Origin of the sequence: Archangium minus, assembly GCF_044360475.1 — a bacterium.
Lineage (GTDB): Bacteria > Myxococcota > Myxococcia > Myxococcales > Myxococcaceae > Archangium > Archangium minus.
In genome coordinates this window covers 8,942,480-8,958,808 of sequence record NZ_CP043494.1, presented here as the reverse complement: position 1 = coordinate 8,958,808, position 16,329 = coordinate 8,942,480, and the positions used below count along the sequence as shown (strand labels likewise).

Below are 16,329 nucleotides of genomic sequence, written 5' to 3'. Positions count from 1 at the left end.
CAGCACGTTGCGTGCGCGGCTACGAATTCAGGCTACGCGGCGCCAAGCCCTTGAGAACACGAGGGAAAGGACCCTCGCGATTGCCCGTGACGAAGGCTCGGTGATGGGGGGCGCTGGCCGCCTCGCACCAGTCGTCTCAGGCCTTTTTAATGGTTGGGACGGCAAGGAGGGGCGTACGCTTGGAGCGGGGGGACACTTTCGTTCCAGTGAGGCTGTACCCATGCCGTTCCTCCGCCGTCCCTCCGCCTCTCTGTCCGGCTCGACGCTCCTCCAAATGGGCGCGCGCATCGCCGGAGTCGTCGCACTGGCTACGCTCTTCAGCTACCTGCACGTGCTCGACTCGGTGCGCACCGAGAACCTCGCCAGGCTGGAGCGGTACGTCGTCGAGCGCAGCCAGCGCGAGCAGGGCATCTTCGTGCTGGCGCAGGACAACCACGTCGTCCTTCAGAAGGCCCTCGCGGAGAGGATCCGTGAGCTCGAACACGAGGACGTGGACGCGCGTTTCGACAGCCTCTTCGTCCGGCTGCCCGATGGCAGCATCCGCAACCGTCCCGAGAGCTTCGACGGCAAGAGGATGCCGGGCGTCATCGTCCCCAAGGGCCGGCCAATCGACGCGGGACTGCGCCGGCGCATCCTGGCTGCGTATGACGTGGTCGCCCAATACGGGCCCGCGTTGCACACGCGCTTCACGAACACCTATGTCGTGCTGCCGGAAGACGTGCTCGTGCTCTATTGGCCGGAGGACCCCACGTGGATCCCCAACGCCGCGAGTACCATCTCGTTCCTCACCCTCGGGTTCTACGACCTGAGCCTGCCCGGGAAGAATCCCACGCGGCAGACGGTCTGGTGCGGCGTCTACCCGGATCCCGGCACCCACGAATGGATGGTCTCGGTCTCCACGCCCCTGGACTTGGACGGCCGCCAGGTCGCGACGATCGGCCACGACGTGCTCATCGAGGAGTTGATGACCCGTACCATCAACGACCACCTGCCGGGCGCGTACAACATGCTCTTCCGCGACGATGGCCAACTCATTGCCCATTCCCAGCTCACCCGGGAGGGCAGCACGGGGGTCTATTACATCCAGGGTGGCCCCGAGCGGAACGACAAGGGCCTGAGCATCACCGAGGAGCAGCGGAACCACCTGCGGAGCATCTTCGAGCAGGTGCGCAACCGCCCACCGGACCAGCCGGTGGCGGAACTGCCCGAGCATTCCGAGTACATCGGCGTGGCGCGTTTCAAGGGTCCCGGCTGGAACTTCGTCACGGTGCTGCCCGAGAGCGTGGTGTCCGCGCCCGCTGTCCGGGCGGCGCGCCAGGTGCTGCTGTTCGGCCTGCTCTCGTTGGTGATGGAGCTGGTCATCATGTCCTGGGTGCTCAAACAACAAATCACCCGCCCGCTACTGGCCTTCACCCAGGCCGCGGACCGGGTGGCCGCGGGTGACTTCCATGTCGAGCTGGACACCTCGCGCCAGGACGAGCTGGGGCAACTGGCGCGTGCCTTCCGGGTGATGGCAGACAAGGTTCAGCATCGCGAGGAGGCCCTGCTCCAAGCCAATGAGAACCTGGAGCAGCGGGTGGAGGAGCGCACCCGCGAGCTGAGGGAGGTCCACCATCAGCTGGTGCAGGCAGCCCGGCGCGCGGGGATGGCGGAGATCGCCACCAATGTGCTGCACAACGTGGGCAACGTGCTCAACAGCGTCTACACCTCGGCCCAGCTCGCCCGGGAGCGGATGGGCCAGATGCGGCTCGAGCACGTGGGCCGGGTGGCGGGCATGCTCGAGGAGCACCAGGCCAACCTCGGCGCCTTCCTCACCCAGGACGAGCGCGGTCAGCACGTGACACCCTTCCTGCGCAAGCTGGGGCAGAACCTGCTGGAGGAGCGTAGGGAGATCGCCGCGTTGCTCGATGACGTGGGCCGGTACACCGAGCACATCGGCGACATCGTCAAGGTACAGCAGAACTATGCCCGAACGCCCCGGATGCATGAGCCGGTGCACCTGGCGCAACTGGTGGAAGACGCGCTGCGCATCAACGTGGCCGGGCTCTCCCGCCACCAGGTGAAGGTGGAGCGGCGCCTGGCTGCGCTGCCGCCCGTACTGACCGACAAGCACAAGGTGTTGATGATCCTCGTCAACCTGATCAGCAACGCCTGGTACGCCCTGGAAGCCGTGCCTGCGGACGAGCGGCGCCTGACCGTGAAGATAGAGCGCGGCCTCAACGAGCGCGTCCGCATTGAGGTACAGGACAGCGGCATGGGCATCTCGCCGGAGATGCTCACCCGCATCTTCCAGCACGGCTTCACCACCCGCGACGAGGGGCATGGCTTCGGGCTGCACTCCAGCGCCTTGGCGGCCCAGGAGATGGGAGGCTCGCTGGCGGCGCACAGCGACGGGCTGGGGCGAGGGGCTACGTTTACACTGGAGCTTCCCTACATTCTGGCCGAGGAAGCGGCATGAAGCGCCCACCTGGCCATGCAGCAAGGGTGGATTCGTGCCTGGGTCCATGGCAGAGAATACCTCGTGGCCATTCTCTCCATTCAGTCCCATGTCGCCTACGGGTACGTCGGCAACCGGTCGGCAACCTTTCCCCTGCAGCGCCTCGGTCACGAGGTGTGGTCGGTCAACACCGTGCAGTTCAGCAACCACACCGGCTACGGACGTTGGCGCGGGCAGGTATTCGAGCCCTCGCATGTCGCGGAGGTGGTGAACGGCATCGCTGACCGCGGAGTGCTGGCGGAGTGTCAGGCCGTGCTGTCCGGCTACATGGGCGACGCGGCGACCGGCTCGGCCATCCTCGATGCGGTCGCGCAGGTGAGGGCAGCGAATCCGCGGGCGCTGTACTGCTGTGATCCGGTGATAGGGGACGTGGGCCGTGGCATCTTCGTGCGGCCGGGCATTCCCGAGTTCCTGCGCGAGCGGGCCGTCCCCATCGCGGACATCATCACCCCCAACCAGTTCGAGCTGGAGTTCCTCACGGGCCGCACCGTGCATACCCTGGCGGACGCGTTGGAGGCTGCCGCGGCCCTGCGCCAGAAGGGCCCACGCGTGGTGCTGGTGACGAGCCTGCTGCGCGAAGGCACGGCGCCCGGGACCATCGAGATGATGGCGGCCACGGACGCGGGCGCCTGGCTGGTCCTCACCCCCCAGCTCCCCCTGGAGCCGCCGCCCAATGGCGCGGGTGATGCCGTGGCGGCGCTCTTCCTCTCGCACCTGCTGCGCGGCAGGGACGCGGGTGAAGCGCTCGGAGAGACGGCCGCCTCCATCTTCGGCATCTTCTCCGCCACTCAGGCGGCGGGGACCCGCGAGCTGCAGCTCGTCGCCGCCCAGGAGGAGCTGGTGAATCCCTCCCGGCGCTTCGCCGTGGAGCGGGTGGCCTGAGTCGGGTTCCCCGCTACTTCTGGCCGCTCAGGGCGATGAGGAGCGGGTTCTCCCGGTACTCCCGCCAGTAGGCCTCGCCGTACTTCGCGAGCGCCTCGGCGGGAATCTCAAAGGGGTGCCACGTGACCTGGCGGAAGCCGGCCTCCGCCAGGACCGACTCGTACACGCTGGTGGACCAGCGGAAGTACTCGACGGGGACGAGCGGAGCGGTGCTGAACCGTGCCTCGCAGACATACCGCCCCTCCTCGAAGCGCTCGCTTTGCACCGCGAACCCATACTCCGCCCAGTTTGACCGCCGCAGGTCGAAGGAGGGATCGATGGTGAAGGCGATGAAGCGCCCGCCCTCTTTCAGATTGGAGAAGGCACCCCGGCACATCCGCAGCAACTCGTCCCGGGTTCGTGCGTAGTTCAGCAGGTAGACGGCCGTCACCAGATCGAAGTCACCCAGCCGGGGCAGGGCCGCGGCGTCGAGGACGTGGTACTGCACGCCCCGTCGTTGCTCCTGTTCCTTCTGCTTTGCGACCTGGACCATCTCAGGGGAGATATCCACACCTTCTACCCGCTCGGCCCCGTGCTCCTTCAAGAGCCGCGAGTAGTGGCCGCTGCCGCAGGCCAGATCCAGGACGTGCTTCCCTCCCAGGTCTCCCACCAGCCGGAGGAAGGTGTGTCGCTCCGGTATGGGCAGGGTGGCTGTGTTCTTGAACTGCTCGTACTTGCTCCCCACGCTGTCGTATTGCTCCGCCATGATGTCGTCCTCGGGTCGGGTACTGCCCTTCGAGCGGGGTCCTGCTCGCGGGTAGCTTCAACTTGCTCATCCAGGCCGACAGACACCCGGTGCGCCGTCGAGGGTGAATCATGAGCTGCTCACTCCCCGACACCCTGACGCGCCGCGTTCAGTGCCAGGGTAGGGCTTTAGTCCGTGTGAAAAAGAATTGTCAGTTTTCTGGAGCGAACCGCGTCTCTTGAAGCGAGCGACGGAAACCGTGAGGTTGATGCCAGTCACCGCCGCAAACGAGCAGCTGAGCCTTTGTCAGTCCTTACGATGAGCCATCGTCTGGGTGCGCCTACCCCAGATGAAAGGTTCATCATGCCGCTTGTTTCGCGTGCTGGAAGGGTTCCCCGCCAGGCCATCGTGTTCGGCCGCAATCCCCATCAGTCCGATTCCTTCGACGTGGAAGCGGACGCGGCCGAGGCGCTGGGAATCGATACGTTCCAGATCGATCTGGCCGCCCTGCTCGAGGGAGACGCGGAGCGCGCGATCTCCGCCATTCCCGAACGGGGCCGACTGCGGCTGCTGTACCGGGGGTGGATGCTCACGGGGGAGGAGTACGAAGCCCTGGACGAGGCGCTCGGAGCGCTTGGCCACGAGCTGATGACGACCCCCGCGCAGTACGCGGCAGCCCACTACCTCCCGAACTGGTACCCGCGGCTGAAGGGGTACACCGCGCGCTCCGTCTGGACAGAGGACACGGACCCGACGGAGGCGTGGCAGGCCGCGCAGTCCCTGGGTCCGCCGCCGTGGATCGTCAAGGACCACGTGAAGTCGGCCAAGGAGCGTTGGGAGGAGGCGTGCTTCGTTCCGGCCGGAGCCACGCGAGAGCACTTCGAGCGCATTTGCGGTGCTCTGCTCGAAGCACGCGCGGACCGTTTCGAGCGAGGGTTCGTCGTCAGGCGCTTCCTGCCGCTCAAGGTTCGGGGACGCACGCCGAACGGACCCGCGCACCTCGAGTTCCGCCTGTTCTTCGGGCGTGGGCGACTCCTAGCCGCGGAGTCCTCTCATGACTTCGATGTCGACGTGCCGGATTTCTCTGCCTTCGAGGCACTCGCACGCAGGATCGACGCGCGCTTCTTTACTCTGGACGTCGCGATGCTTGAGGACGGCCGCTGGGCCGTGGTCGAGGTGAATGACGGAGGTGTCTCCGGGCTTCCCGCGAGCATCGACCCACGCGAGCTGTTCGCGGCGTTGTTAGGTGTGGACCGCTGAGCCATACGCCGTCAGGCGCTGAAGCACGAGAGCCTTTCCCCCGCAACACGTTGGAGTAGGCTCTGCCTTCATGTCCTGTACGCACTGCGGCAAACCTCTTCCGGCGGAGAACAGCCGGTTCTGCCCCCACTGCGGAGAGCCCGTTGCCCCCGCGAGCACGGGGTTTTCTCCCGAGGTGGCGAAGGAGGCCACCCGGCGAGCCGCGGAAGATACCGCCCAGGTGGTGCAGTCCGTGCTCGAGGACCCGCGCCTTCGCGAGCGCATTCCAGGGCGCTCGCTGGCGCTGCTCGGCGCGGGGCTCGTGGTGCTCGCCGTCCTTCTCTCCGCGTTGCCGTTCTTCTCGGGCATCGGTGTCGTCTGGTCCGTGGTGATGCTCGCTGGTGGCGTGCTCATTGGTGTGCGCGAGCTTCATGCCGCCGGGCGTTCCCTCCCGGAGCCAGCGGTACGCGCGGCGCGCCTGGCCGAGCACCCACTCTTCCTGCCCGTCTTCACGGTGCTCACATTCGTTCAGGCGTTCCTCGCGTTGAGCGTCGGCCTCGTACCGCTGCTCTGGCTGCTCGCCGCCGTCGTGCTGGGTTACGACCAACGGCGCGCGCTTGCCGCTTTCGGGGCGGAGGAGGGGACTCCCTCGCCCGAGGATCGGCGCCTCGGACGTTGGGTGCTCGCGGGCACGCTCGTGTGTGCGGCGGCGCTGTTCCTCACCTGGGGCCAGGGCGGCGGCTACTTCCTTGGCGGCTTCCAGCCCGTCCGCGTGCGCGAGTGGACGATGGACGGCTTCGGCAGGGAGTACGAAGACCACTACGAGTATCGCTACAACATGTGGACGAACTACGTCTCCGCATACGCCTCCTCCGGGCGGGGCCGTCCGTTCGCGTCTGGGGTGGTGCTCATGCTGGGCGGGCTGGTGCTGCTCACCCGCGGGCGCCGGGCCCGGGCCTCGCTTCCGTCGTGGATCCTGCCCGTGCTCGCCGGGGCCGTCACGCTCTGGGGAGTCGCCGGGCTGGCCTCCTTCTTGGGTCCGTGGCTCTTCCTCGTGGGTGCACTGGTTATCGACGTCGCGGTGGTGCGAGCGCGTTCGCACTTGACGTGACTTGGGCCGCGCGGCCACTTTGGGAGGATGAAGAAGCTCGTGAATGCGCCCCGCGCGGTCGTGGGGGAGATGCTCGAAGGACTCGTTGCTCTTTCTCCGGGGCTGGCATTGCTGGAGGGGGAGTCCGTGGTGGTTCGCGCTGACATTCCCGCCGAGCCTCAGCGGCGTGAGGTCGCGGTGATCTCCGGCGGTGGCAGCGGACACGAGCCGGCACATGCAGGGTATGTGGGCACCGGCATGTTGCACGCGGCCGTCGCGGGGGACGTGTTCACCTCGCCCAGCACCGACGCCGTCCTAGCGGCGATTCGCGCGGTGTCGGGACCGGCGGGCGCGCTCCTGGTGGTGAAGAACTACACCGGCGATCGGCTCAACTTCGGCCTCGCCGCCGAGCTGGCCCGCGCGGAGGGCATCCCGACGGAGGTCGTCGTGGTCGCTGACGACGTCGCCCTGCGTGACACGGTCGAGCCCAGTCGGCGCCGGGGAATCGCGGGGACTGTGCTGGTCCACAAGGTTGCCGGAGCCGCCGCTGCCTCGGGTGCCTCGCTCGAGGAGGTCGCAAGGGAAGCCGAAGCGACTGCCGCCGAGCTTGGCACCATGGGGGTCGCACTGGGGCCCTGCACCGTGCCCGCGGCGGGCCGACCCGGTTTCTCGCTCGGCGAGGAGGAGATTGAGCTGGGGCTGGGCATTCATGGTGAGCAAGGTGTGCGGCGCGTACCGATGCAGCCGGCCAACGCCCTGGTGGACACCCTGCTGGCAACCATTCTGGAGGACCGGGAGATCGGCTCCGGAGATCGCGTGGCACTGCTGGTCAATGGTCTCGGAGGCACTCCGCCCATGGAGCTGGCCATCGTGGCCAACCGAGCCCTGACCGTGTTGCGTGAGCGGGGCGTCCTTGTGGAGCGGACCTGGTGTGGCTCGTTCCTGACGGCGCTGGAGATGCCGGGCTGTTCGCTGAGCCTGTTGAGGGTGGACGACGCACGGCTGCGTTGGCTGGACGCCGCCACCGCCGCACCGGCCTGGCCGGGCAACGGCAAGCTTGCTCCGGCACGTCGAGTCCGGCCCACGCCTCCCGCGCCTTCTGTCTCTGTGGCTGCCGGTGGGGCGCATCCTGGGATGGAGCGGTTCAAGCAGGCGGTCCTGACAGTCGCTGATGCGCTCGATGCGGCTGAGGCGCGCTTGACCGAGCTCGACAGTGCGGCAGGAGATGGGGATCTCGGCATCAGCATGGTGCGTGGTGCGGCGGCCCTGCGCGCGCTGCCCGAGTCTTCCTGGACGAATCCCGCTCGGGCGCTGACGGCGATGGGCGAAGCCGTGCGCCGCAGCATCGGCGGCAGCTCGGGCCCGTTCTACGCCACCGCGTTGTTGCGCGCCGCTCGTCGATTGGCGGACGTGGCTCCGGATGCGACAGGCTGGGCCGAGGCCTTCCATGCCGGCGTCGAGGCCGTGGCGGAGCTTGGAGGTGCCCGTCCTGGAGACCGCACGATGCTTGATGCGCTGCGCCCGGCCGCGGACGCTTTCTCGCAGGCGCTGAATGCGGGGAAGTCACCCGCCGAGGCCTGGAATGCCTGTGTCCTGGCGGCGGAGCGAGGTGCGGAGGCGACTGCGGGGATGAAGCCGCGTCTGGGACGTGCCAGCTACCTGGGCGAGCGCGCCGTCGGCGTTCCCGATGCCGGGGCGGCCGCCGTCGTTGTCTGGTTGAAGGCGCTTTCTTCCTGCATCGGGTGACGCGGGCGTGCCATACGTTTCAGCTCAGCTTCGGCAACCCGAGTTTCCGTTCGGCTTCCTTCATCATGCGCTGTTTCACCTCATCCGCTTCGCCTTCGTCGCCGTGCCGGCTGCTCGTGCCCAGGTCCTCGGCCAGGCCGCTCCCCCTCCAGCTCTCGGCGGGGCCGCCGTTTTCCGCTCCCATCCCGAGTGACGGCGTCACGGCATCGGAGCGAAGGAGGGGAGGCGTCTGCTTGGTGGTGGCGGCGTAGAGGTCCACGAGGGTCACCCCCACCACCGCGGCGGTGATGGCCCCCTGCCAGGCCCTGTTCGCGCGTGGAAGCCGGAAGGTCACCGCCAGGAGCGCAAGGTCAATGGCATCACCCGCCACGCGCGCCCAGACCCAGGGCCGACGATGGCGCTGGGTGAGCAGTCCCAGCCCGCTGACGACCTCCCGGAGTCCGAGCACCTTCATCAGCCCGGCGTTGTGCCTCGAGGCACCCAGGACGCGACAGAGGCCCTTCGGAAATGTCAGTTCCGTCAGTCCGATACCCAGGCTCACCCATCCCAGAGCCCACGGCAGACGCTCACGCTTCATCATCGAGGCACTCCTCCCTCGACGAAGGTGAGGACGCCCCGGGAGCTGGAGCAAGCTCCATGGGGCCCGAGCCTACGTCCAGCCGCAACCCAGCCATGCGAGCGGGCGCCGCCCGGTGCGCATGATGGGCGGCAGCCAGGCGCGTTGAGGCTCACTCCACGCGGATGACGACCTTGCCGAAGTGCGCCCCGCTCTTGAGGTGATCGAAGGCAGCGCGTGTCTCAGTGAAGGGGAAGACCCGATCCACCACCGGGCGGACGTTGTGCAGGGTCAGCGCGCGGTTGAGGGCCTCGAAGGATTGGCGGTGACCCACGAAGGTGCCCTGGACGCGCAGGTTCCCCATGAGGATGGGGGTCAGAGGCACCGCTCCCGCCCCTCCGCTGAGCACGCCAATGACGGAGACCGTCCCTCCGAGACGCACGGCGCGCAGGGACTTCTCGAAGGTGCCCGCACCGCCCACCTCCACGACATGGTCCACGCCCGTGCCACCGGTGAGGGTGCGTGCTGCCTTGTCCCAGTCTGGAGTTGTGACGTAGTTGATGCCCTCGTGGGCACCCAGCGCGCGGGCGCGCTCCAGCTTGTCGTCGCGGCTGGAGGTGATGATGACGCGCGCACCGAACATCCGAGCAATCTGCAGCGCGAAGATGGAGACGCCTCCCGTGCCCTGCAGCAGCACGGTGTCACCTGCCTTGAGCCCACCTTGGGTGACGAGCGCACTCCACGCGGTGACGGCCGCGCACGGCAGCGTGGCGGCCTCTTCATCCGACAGGTGCGGAGGCGTGAGCACCACACCCTCTTCGTGGAGAATCATGGTGTCGCTGAGCGCACCGTCCAGGGGCCCTCCCAGCGTGCTGCCCTGTACGGCTCGCGAGGGCTCTCCCGCGAGCCACGTCTGCGCGAAGAGGCCCATCACCCGGTCTCCAGGCTTCACCCGGGTGACGCCTGGGCCCACGGCATCCACCACCCCCGCGCCGTCCGAGTTGGGGACGAGGGGCAGCTTCTGCCGTGGGTTGTAGCGGCCCTCCACCATCATCAGGTCACGATAGTTGAGGCTCGTGGCCTTCACCCGGACCCGGACCTGGAAGGGTCCGGGGCTCGGGTCCGGCCGCTCACAGGACACCAGGTTGTCCAGTCCGAATCCGCCGCGAATTTCGTAGGCTTTCATGGTCTCGGGTTTCTAACGCGCCTCTCGCTGGCGTGAGAACCCGGACGATGAGCGCGCTACTGACGACCGAAGTCCTGCGTCCAGTAGTGACCGTAAGGGCTGCCGGCGACGTAGGCGTAACCGACCCCCAGGTGGATGAGGTTGCCGTTCATGATGTTGTTGCAGTGGCCGGAGCTCTTCATCCAGCCATCCACCACCGCCGCGGGGGTGCTCTGGCCCGCCGCGATGTTCTCCGCCGCAGACCTCCAGACGTAGCCGGCGTTGGTGATGCGCGTCCACGGGGTGGTGCCGTCCAGGCTGTTGTGGGCGAAGTACCTGTTCGTCCCCATGTCCTTCGAGTGCTTCCGGGCGGCGCACCGCAGCCGGGTGTCCAGGGTCAGCGGGCCGACCTTCGGCTTGACCACGCCACCACACGTGGCACCCGCCGCGCGCCGCTGGTTCACCAGGGTGAGCACCTGGTTCTCGAAGTTCTCCCAGGCCGGATCCCAGGTGGTCACGTCGTCACAGTAGGCCGCGGCGTTGATGGCCTGGGCCTGGAGCTCGCCTCCGTTCAGGGTCTCCTCGAGGGGCTCACCCACGAGTCCCTCTTCCTCGTGCGTGAGGGGCGCATCGGCTCCGCAGCCCGCGAGCAGGGTGACTCCGAGGAGGATGGACGGGACGCTCAGCTTTCGGTTCATCATCGGGCTCTCTTCTCCGGGGTAAAGGAAGTTCAAGAAGCGCAAAACGGGACAGCCGGGATTGGCTATAAATACCTTTTGGAAATGTTTGTCAATGCATCTCAAACTATCAGAAGCTTGCTCCCTTGGTGTGATGGTAGGCTTGTCTCACCAGACGGCGCACCATGTCACCTACATGGGCGTCCATCTTCTACTGGTGGACCGCTCGTGCTGCCGATGGGGGAGGGGGCGTCCGAAGGAGGGCTGTCATTTCGGTCAAGCTCCTCAACCCCGCTAATGACTTTCAGTTGAAACGCGCAATATCAAAATGCCCTTCAGGGCTTTCCAGGGGCGCGGTAGCGGGCCATTCTTCCGGCGAGCAGCTCGCGGAGGGCGGGAGGGCTGTCAGCCAGGAGCACCTCGCCCACCAGATCATGGCTAAACCAGGCGCCCCGCACGAGTGCGGCTTCTTCCAGCTCGCGCCAGGCCTTCATCAATCGCTCCGTGGGCGTCTCCAGCGCCGCGGCGGCCTGTTCCAATCCCATGTCCGAGCGGGCCACGGCGAGGACCTGTGCCAGGCGCAGCGCCTCGGGGGTCAGGCGGGCCAACCGCTTCTGGATGATGGCTCTCGCCCGGGCGGGAGGCGTCAGTGCGGAGGGGAAGCTCCCCTCGGGAGCGCCGGACTCGATGAGATGCCGGACCGTCTCCACGACGAACAGCGGATTGCCTCCGGTGTAGCGGGCGAGGTCCTCGGACATGTGCTCCAGCGCGGGTACCTCCATGCCGCGCAGCAGGGTGCGTACCCCCTCGGAATCCAGCGGCTCGAGCTGGATCAGCTCTGCCAACCCGGCATCAACCGCCTGCCGGATGCGTGCCCCGTTCCAGACGGTCTCGTCGGTGCGTTGGCTGGTGATGAGCAGGGGAAAGCGCCCGTGGGCCGTGTCCTCCAAGGTCTGCGCGACGATGTATAAGCCCAGCTCGCTGCTTCCGGGATCGCTGTAATGCGCATCGTCAAAGGCGAGGACCGCCACCTCCCGCAGCGCCAGGCGCAGCATGTGGACGATGGCGGCGAAGAAGCGGGCCTTCTCCTCTGGCGGCGGGGGCAGGGGCAGGGGCTCTCCGCCCAGCTCAGGGAGCAGCCGCGATAGCTCGCGCCGCACCCAGTCCTCCAGCACCAGCTCCGGGTGTTGTCGCAGCAGCGCACGGATGCTCCGCGCATGCGTGGCGTAGGGCACGTCGAAGTCGCCCGGGCGAGCCGTCAACAACAGCCAGCGCCCTCGGGAGCGGGCGAAGTCCACCATCAGCCGTGATTTGCCCGCTCCTGGGGGCCCCACCAGGAACAGGGGGTGGCGCGCCTCCCACGCTTCCTCCATCCGCGCCCATTCACGCTCGCGACCCGCCAGCACGGGAGGGTGCACCACGGAGAGGGGCAGTGCCCTTCGTCCCGGGGTGATTCCGAGCGGTGGCGGCGTCGCCGAGCGCTCGATCTCGTGTGCGAGCTGCCGCGTGGTGGCTGAGGGGGCCATGCCCAGCTCGACCTGGAGCACCTCCTCGCACTGCCGCCAGAGCTGCAAGGCCGCGACCCGGTTGCCAAGCCGATGGTGCAGGCGCATGAGGTGCCGGAAGGCGTCCTCCGAGGTGGGCTCCAACTGGAGCATCCGCTGGGCTGTCTCCAGCGCCGCGGGCAACCGGCCTTCCCGCTCCTCGAGCAACGTCCGTGTCTCCAACGCCCGCTGTTGCATGCGCAGCATCCGCGCGCGGGCGCCTCGCAGCCAGTCGTTGAGCGCCTCGCAGTCCTCGTAGACCAGGCCCGCGAGCAGCTCACCCACCGAGTCCGCGGTCCAGGTGGAACCGCCGCGTGCGAGCTCTCGCACGTCCACTGGCACGGTCTCGCACAGGCACAGGGTGTCGCGGCCCTCTACTCCCGCCACCCCGAGCAGCTCCTTCAGTCGTCGCAAGACCTGGGACAGGTTGTTGCGCGCGGTGGTGTCTCGGGAATCTGGCCAGAGCAGTCCCGCAAGCGTCCCTCGTGCTGTCTCTCCTTCCATCGCGAGGTAGGCCAGCAGGGCCGCTGTTTTCCGCTCCAAGGGCCGTGCTCCGGTGTTGTCACCCACGACCCGTGCGCGGCCGAGAAGCTCGATTCGCCAATCATTCAATCAACGGTCGAGTCTAGGTCAGAGACGAACCCTCGGATAGCAGCGCCGGTTTTCCCATTCCAGGCGAGGTGTTTCTCAAAGTTCGGGATTAAGCGACGGGCCTCGTTGTTGGGCCGCGGTTTTCCGCCTGCTCTGAGGCTCACACACATATGACATCCCAGAAGCGACGTATCTCGGGCACCGCACGCGTGGTGCTCACCACCAGCGCAGCCGTGTGGCTCGCCGCCTGTGCCACTTCCGCGCGGCTGGACAAGGTGACGACAGCCGCCCCGATCCCTACGTCGAAGCCCACCTACGGCAGCTTCGGCGTAGACACCGCCGGAATGGACCCGGCTGTCGCGCCCGGCGACAGCTTCTACCGTTTCGTTAATGGCACGTGGCTCCAGAAGACGGAGATCCCCGCTGACAAGTCGAGCTACGGCATGTTCACGACGCTCGCGGAAGAGGCGAGCCGGCGCACGCGCGCGTTGATCGAAGAGGCCGCGAGCTCCCATGCGTCCGCGGACAGCGAAGTGCGCAAGCTGGGTGATCTCTTCGCGAGCTTCATGGACGAGGCGGCCATCGAGGCGAAGGGCGTGTCACCGCTCGCGCCCGAGCTCAGCCGTATCGCCGCCATCGCCAACCGGCGAGACCTTGCCGCCGCCCTCGGCGACACGCTGCGCGCCGACGTGGATGCGCTCAACACGGGTGACGTCACCACGGACCGGCTCCTCGGCCTCTGGGTGTCCGAGGACCTGAACGAGCCGTCGCGCTACGCCGCTTATCTGATGCAGGGCGGCCTGGGCCTGCCGGATCGCGACTACTACGTCGTCGACAACGCCCGGTTCACGGAGGTGCGCCAGAAGTACCAGGAGCACATCGCCACCCTGCTGCGCCTGGCGGGCATCACCGACGCGGAGGCGCGGGCCCGCCGCATCTTCGAGCTCGAGCGCAACATCGCTCAGGTCCATTGGGCCCAGGTGGACACGCAGGACGTGGCCAAGACCAACAACCCCTGGCCTCGGGAGGAGCTGGCGCGGCGCGCGCCCGGCCTCGACTGGGAGGCCTACCTCGGCGCCGCGGGCCTCGGGCAGCAGCGCGAGTTCATCATCTGGCAGCCGAGCGCGTTGACGGGGATCGCGAAGCTCGTCGGCAGCGAGCCTTTGCAGACCTGGAAGGACTACCTGACCTTCCACGCCATCGCGCGTGCCGCGCCCTACCTGCCCAAGGCCTTTGTTGACGAGTCCTTCGCCTTCAATGGCCGCGTGCTCTCCGGAGCGCAGCAGCTACGCGAGCGCTGGAAGCGCGGCGTCGACGTCACCAGCGAGGCGATGGGGGAGGCCATCGGCAAGCGCTACGTCGAGAAGTACTTCCCGCCGGAAGCCAAGGCGGAGGCTGACAAGATGGTGCGCAACATCATCGCGGCGTTCGGTCAGCGCATCGACTCGCTGACGTGGATGTCCCCGGAGACGAAGAAGCGCGCCAAGGAGAAGCTGTCCACCCTCCAGGTCGGCATTGGCCACCCGGAGAAGTGGCGGGACTACTCGGGGCTGGAGATCGTGCGCGGGGACGCCTACGGCAACGCCGAGCGCGCGTCGCGCTTCGAGTACCAGCGCAACCTCCGCAAGCTCGGCAAGCCCGTCGACAGGTCCGAGTGGTTCATGGTCCCGCAGCTTGTGAATGCGCTGAACTCTCCGCAGCAGAACTCCATCATCTTCCCCGCGGCCATCCTCCAGCCGCCCTTCTTCGACGCGAGCGCCGATCCGGCGGTGAACTACGGCGGCATCGGCTCTGTCATCGGGCACGAGATCGTTCACAGCTTCGACGACGTCGGTGCGCAGTTCGACGCTCGCGGCAAGCTGGCGAACTGGTGGACCCGGGAGGATGCGGAGAAGTTCAAGGCCGCCAGCCAGGCGCTCGTCGCGCAGTACGGTGCCTACCGGCCCCTGCCCGACCTCGCGGTGAATGGCGAGCTGACCCTCGGTGAGAACATCGCCGATGTCGCCGGTTTGGCAGTCGCCCATGACGCCTACCGGCTGTCATTGGGTGGAAAGCCTGCGCCGGTGCTCGAGGGCTTCTCGGGCGACCAGCGCTTCTTCCTCGGCTTCGGTCAGGTCTGGCGCAACAAGTACCGCGAGCCCTTCCTCCGCCGCCTCCTGCTGACGGACGGGCACTCGCTGGGCGAGTACCGTGCCTCGACGGTGCGAAACCTGGATGCCTGGTACCAGGCCTTCAGCGTCACGCCAGGGCAGGCGCTCTACCTCGCACCTGAGCAGCGCGTGCGCATCTGGTGAGAGGAGGGGAGGGGTGGACGCCGGCCGACACCGGCTCCACCCCTTCGCTCAATAACCCCGGAGCACCGTGAGCCCCTCGTCGGTGAGGACGTAGAGCATCGCCGGGGTGCCGTTCGGGTCATAGAGGAGCTGCTTCACCGTCCGGCCCGGGATGTCTGTCACCCGCGTGAACTGCTTCTTCGCGTCCATCCTCCACAGGCCCGCATCGGCGGTACCGATGAAGAGTGAACCGTCATCCGTGGCCGCCAGTGAGGTGAGCTCGTTGGTGGGCAGGCCCGAGAGCTTGATGCCCTTCTGCGCGGTATCTCCGCTCGAGACGATGCTCAGCTCCCAGAGGCCATGGTCCTTGCTGGCCAGGTAGTAGCGGCCGTCCGTCGTCTGCTGGAAGCCGCGCCAGAAATCAAACTCGGGGAGCGAGTTGACCTCGGGGAGGTATGAGGACTCCACCTTCATCGGGTTGAGCGACTTCGGGCTCATTGCGTCCCAGAGCCCGAGGTCCGCGTTGGGCGTGACGATGCCGAAGGTCCAGTCATTGGCGATGAGCACGTCGCCGTCCTTCGCGATGCCCAGCGCATGGGTGTAGCCAGCGCGCTGGCTGCCGTTGTCCCACCACACCGGGTGACGGTGGCTGTTGTAGTCGAGGCCACGGAGGCGGGTGACGCCATGGTTGGTGCCGACATACACCTCGCCCTTGTCCCGGCCGCGCATCACCTTCACGCAGCTGAGCACCGAGCGATCCTCGTCGTACCTCCAGTCATTGGAGTTGCGGATGCCGAGGTTGGTGGGCGCGTTCCAGCTGAGGCTGCCGTCATTCTTCTCCGGGTCGCGCCGGAACGAGTGGTGGATGTGCTCCTCCAGGACGATGTGTCCGTCCGGGGTGAGCTTGACCGCGTCCAGGTCGCCTTCCGTGAAGCTCGGGTCCTGGTAGGACGAGCGTTGGGGGTTGTCGAGCTCGCGTGCCTGGTAGCCCACGTAGGCTCGTCCGGCACTGCCGCCACAGATGACGGTGGAGGTGAATCCCCTGCCGGCCTGGCCGACGTTGCTCGCCCATTGGGGCTGTGTCTCCCCGGGCCGCAGCACGCCGATACGGTCGCCCGCAAGCAGCCAGATGTTGAAGGCGTCATCCACAGCCACGCTTTGTGGACGGCCCACGTCGAAGCGCTGCGTGTAGTTGATCGCCGCTTCCTTCGGCCAGGGATCCGGCTGCTGCGTCCCCTCATCCGAGCCACCGCACGCCCACACCGCCGCCACCCACACCACCGCCCCGTACGCCCCCAGCCGTCTCCGGATCACCGTTGTTGGCCCCCTTGCCACCAGGCATAGG

General features: G+C 67.4%; 12 protein-coding genes. 6 read left to right on the top strand and 6 right to left on the bottom strand.

Going from position 1 to position 16,329, the window contains the following annotated elements:
- Positions 1-220 precede the first annotated feature (220 nt).
- Both F0U60_RS36435 and pdxY read left to right on the top strand, forming a co-directional pair.
- The gene (locus F0U60_RS36435; RefSeq protein ID WP_395806661.1) at positions 221-2,458 is read left to right on the top strand and encodes an ATP-binding protein; all 2,238 of its coding nucleotides are present in this window, start codon (positions 221-223) and stop codon (positions 2,456-2,458) included.
- Positions 2,459-2,521: 63 nt separating this feature from the next.
- The gene (gene pdxY / locus F0U60_RS36430; protein WP_395806660.1) at positions 2,522-3,379 is read left to right on the top strand and encodes a pyridoxal kinase PdxY; all 858 of its coding nucleotides are present in this window, start codon (positions 2,522-2,524) and stop codon (positions 3,377-3,379) included.
- A gap of 13 nt (positions 3,380-3,392) precedes the next feature.
- Here the strand turns inward: pdxY and F0U60_RS36425 are convergent, their stop codons facing one another.
- Complete coding sequence (locus F0U60_RS36425) at positions 3,393-4,124, bottom strand: class I SAM-dependent methyltransferase (protein ID WP_395806659.1); 732 nt, start codon at positions 4,122-4,124, stop codon at positions 3,393-3,395.
- A gap of 342 nt (positions 4,125-4,466) precedes the next feature.
- Between F0U60_RS36425 and F0U60_RS36420 the strand changes: the two genes are divergently transcribed.
- From F0U60_RS36420 to dhaL, 3 genes are all read left to right on the top strand, one after another.
- On the top strand, positions 4,467-5,363 hold the full coding sequence (locus F0U60_RS36420) for an ATP-grasp domain-containing protein (RefSeq protein ID WP_395806658.1): 897 nt from the start codon (positions 4,467-4,469) through the stop codon (positions 5,361-5,363).
- Positions 5,364-5,433: 70 nt separating this feature from the next.
- On the top strand, positions 5,434-6,453 hold the full coding sequence (locus tag F0U60_RS36415; protein ID WP_395806657.1) for a zinc-ribbon domain-containing protein: 1,020 nt from the start codon (positions 5,434-5,436) through the stop codon (positions 6,451-6,453).
- Positions 6,454-6,480: 27 nt separating this feature from the next.
- Entirely contained in the window at positions 6,481-8,178 is a 1,698-nt protein-coding gene (dhaL, locus tag F0U60_RS36410; RefSeq protein ID WP_395806656.1) for a dihydroxyacetone kinase subunit DhaL, read from the top strand.
- Positions 8,179-8,197: 19 nt separating this feature from the next.
- Here the strand turns inward: dhaL and F0U60_RS36405 are convergent, their stop codons facing one another.
- From F0U60_RS36405 to F0U60_RS36390, 4 genes are all read right to left on the bottom strand, one after another.
- A complete protein-coding gene (locus F0U60_RS36405) occupies positions 8,198-8,758 on the bottom strand; it encodes a hypothetical protein (protein ID WP_395806655.1) in 561 nt (186 codons plus the stop codon).
- 148 nt (positions 8,759-8,906) lie between these two features.
- The gene (locus tag F0U60_RS36400) at positions 8,907-9,920 is read right to left on the bottom strand and encodes an NAD(P)-dependent alcohol dehydrogenase (RefSeq protein ID WP_395806654.1); all 1,014 of its coding nucleotides are present in this window, start codon (positions 9,918-9,920) and stop codon (positions 8,907-8,909) included.
- 56 nt (positions 9,921-9,976) lie between these two features.
- Entirely contained in the window at positions 9,977-10,600 is a 624-nt protein-coding gene (locus tag F0U60_RS36395) for a CAP domain-containing protein (protein WP_395806653.1), read from the bottom strand.
- Positions 10,601-10,911: 311 nt separating this feature from the next.
- Positions 10,912-12,663, bottom strand: coding sequence for an AAA family ATPase (locus F0U60_RS36390; RefSeq protein WP_395806652.1), 1,752 nt, complete (start codon positions 12,661-12,663; stop codon positions 10,912-10,914).
- Positions 12,664-12,881: 218 nt separating this feature from the next.
- On the opposite strand from F0U60_RS36390, the gene F0U60_RS36385 reads away from it, so the two are divergent.
- Positions 12,882-15,005, top strand: coding sequence for a M13 family metallopeptidase (locus tag F0U60_RS36385; RefSeq protein ID WP_395806651.1), 2,124 nt, complete (start codon positions 12,882-12,884; stop codon positions 15,003-15,005).
- A gap of 48 nt (positions 15,006-15,053) precedes the next feature.
- On the opposite strand, the gene F0U60_RS36380 is transcribed toward F0U60_RS36385, so the two are convergent.
- Positions 15,054-16,298 carry a hypothetical protein gene (locus tag F0U60_RS36380; protein WP_395806650.1) on the bottom strand — a complete coding sequence of 415 codons (1,245 nt, stop codon included), beginning with the start codon at positions 16,296-16,298 and terminating at the stop codon, positions 15,054-15,056.
- Positions 16,299-16,329 lie beyond the last annotated feature (31 nt).

Excerpts from the sequence above, each read along its gene's own strand:
- F0U60_RS36435 (WP_395806661.1), top strand. The coding sequence starts at position 221 with ATGCCGTTCCTCCGCCGTCCCTCCGCCTCTCTGTCCGGCTCGACGCTC.
- F0U60_RS36425 (WP_395806659.1), bottom strand. The coding sequence starts at position 4,124 with ATGGCGGAGCAATACGACAGCGTGGGGAGCAAGTACGAGCAGTTCAAG.
- F0U60_RS36420 (WP_395806658.1), top strand. The coding sequence starts at position 4,467 with ATGCCGCTTGTTTCGCGTGCTGGAAGGGTTCCCCGCCAGGCCATCGTG.
- F0U60_RS36415 (WP_395806657.1), top strand. The coding sequence starts at position 5,434 with ATGTCCTGTACGCACTGCGGCAAACCTCTTCCGGCGGAGAACAGCCGG.
- dhaL (WP_395806656.1), top strand. The coding sequence starts at position 6,481 with ATGAAGAAGCTCGTGAATGCGCCCCGCGCGGTCGTGGGGGAGATGCTC.
- F0U60_RS36405 (WP_395806655.1), bottom strand. The coding sequence starts at position 8,758 with ATGATGAAGCGTGAGCGTCTGCCGTGGGCTCTGGGATGGGTGAGCCTG.
- F0U60_RS36400 (WP_395806654.1), bottom strand. The coding sequence starts at position 9,920 with ATGAAAGCCTACGAAATTCGCGGCGGATTCGGACTGGACAACCTGGTG.
- F0U60_RS36395 (WP_395806653.1), bottom strand. The coding sequence starts at position 10,600 with ATGATGAACCGAAAGCTGAGCGTCCCGTCCATCCTCCTCGGAGTCACC.
- F0U60_RS36385 (WP_395806651.1), top strand. The coding sequence starts at position 12,882 with ATGACATCCCAGAAGCGACGTATCTCGGGCACCGCACGCGTGGTGCTC.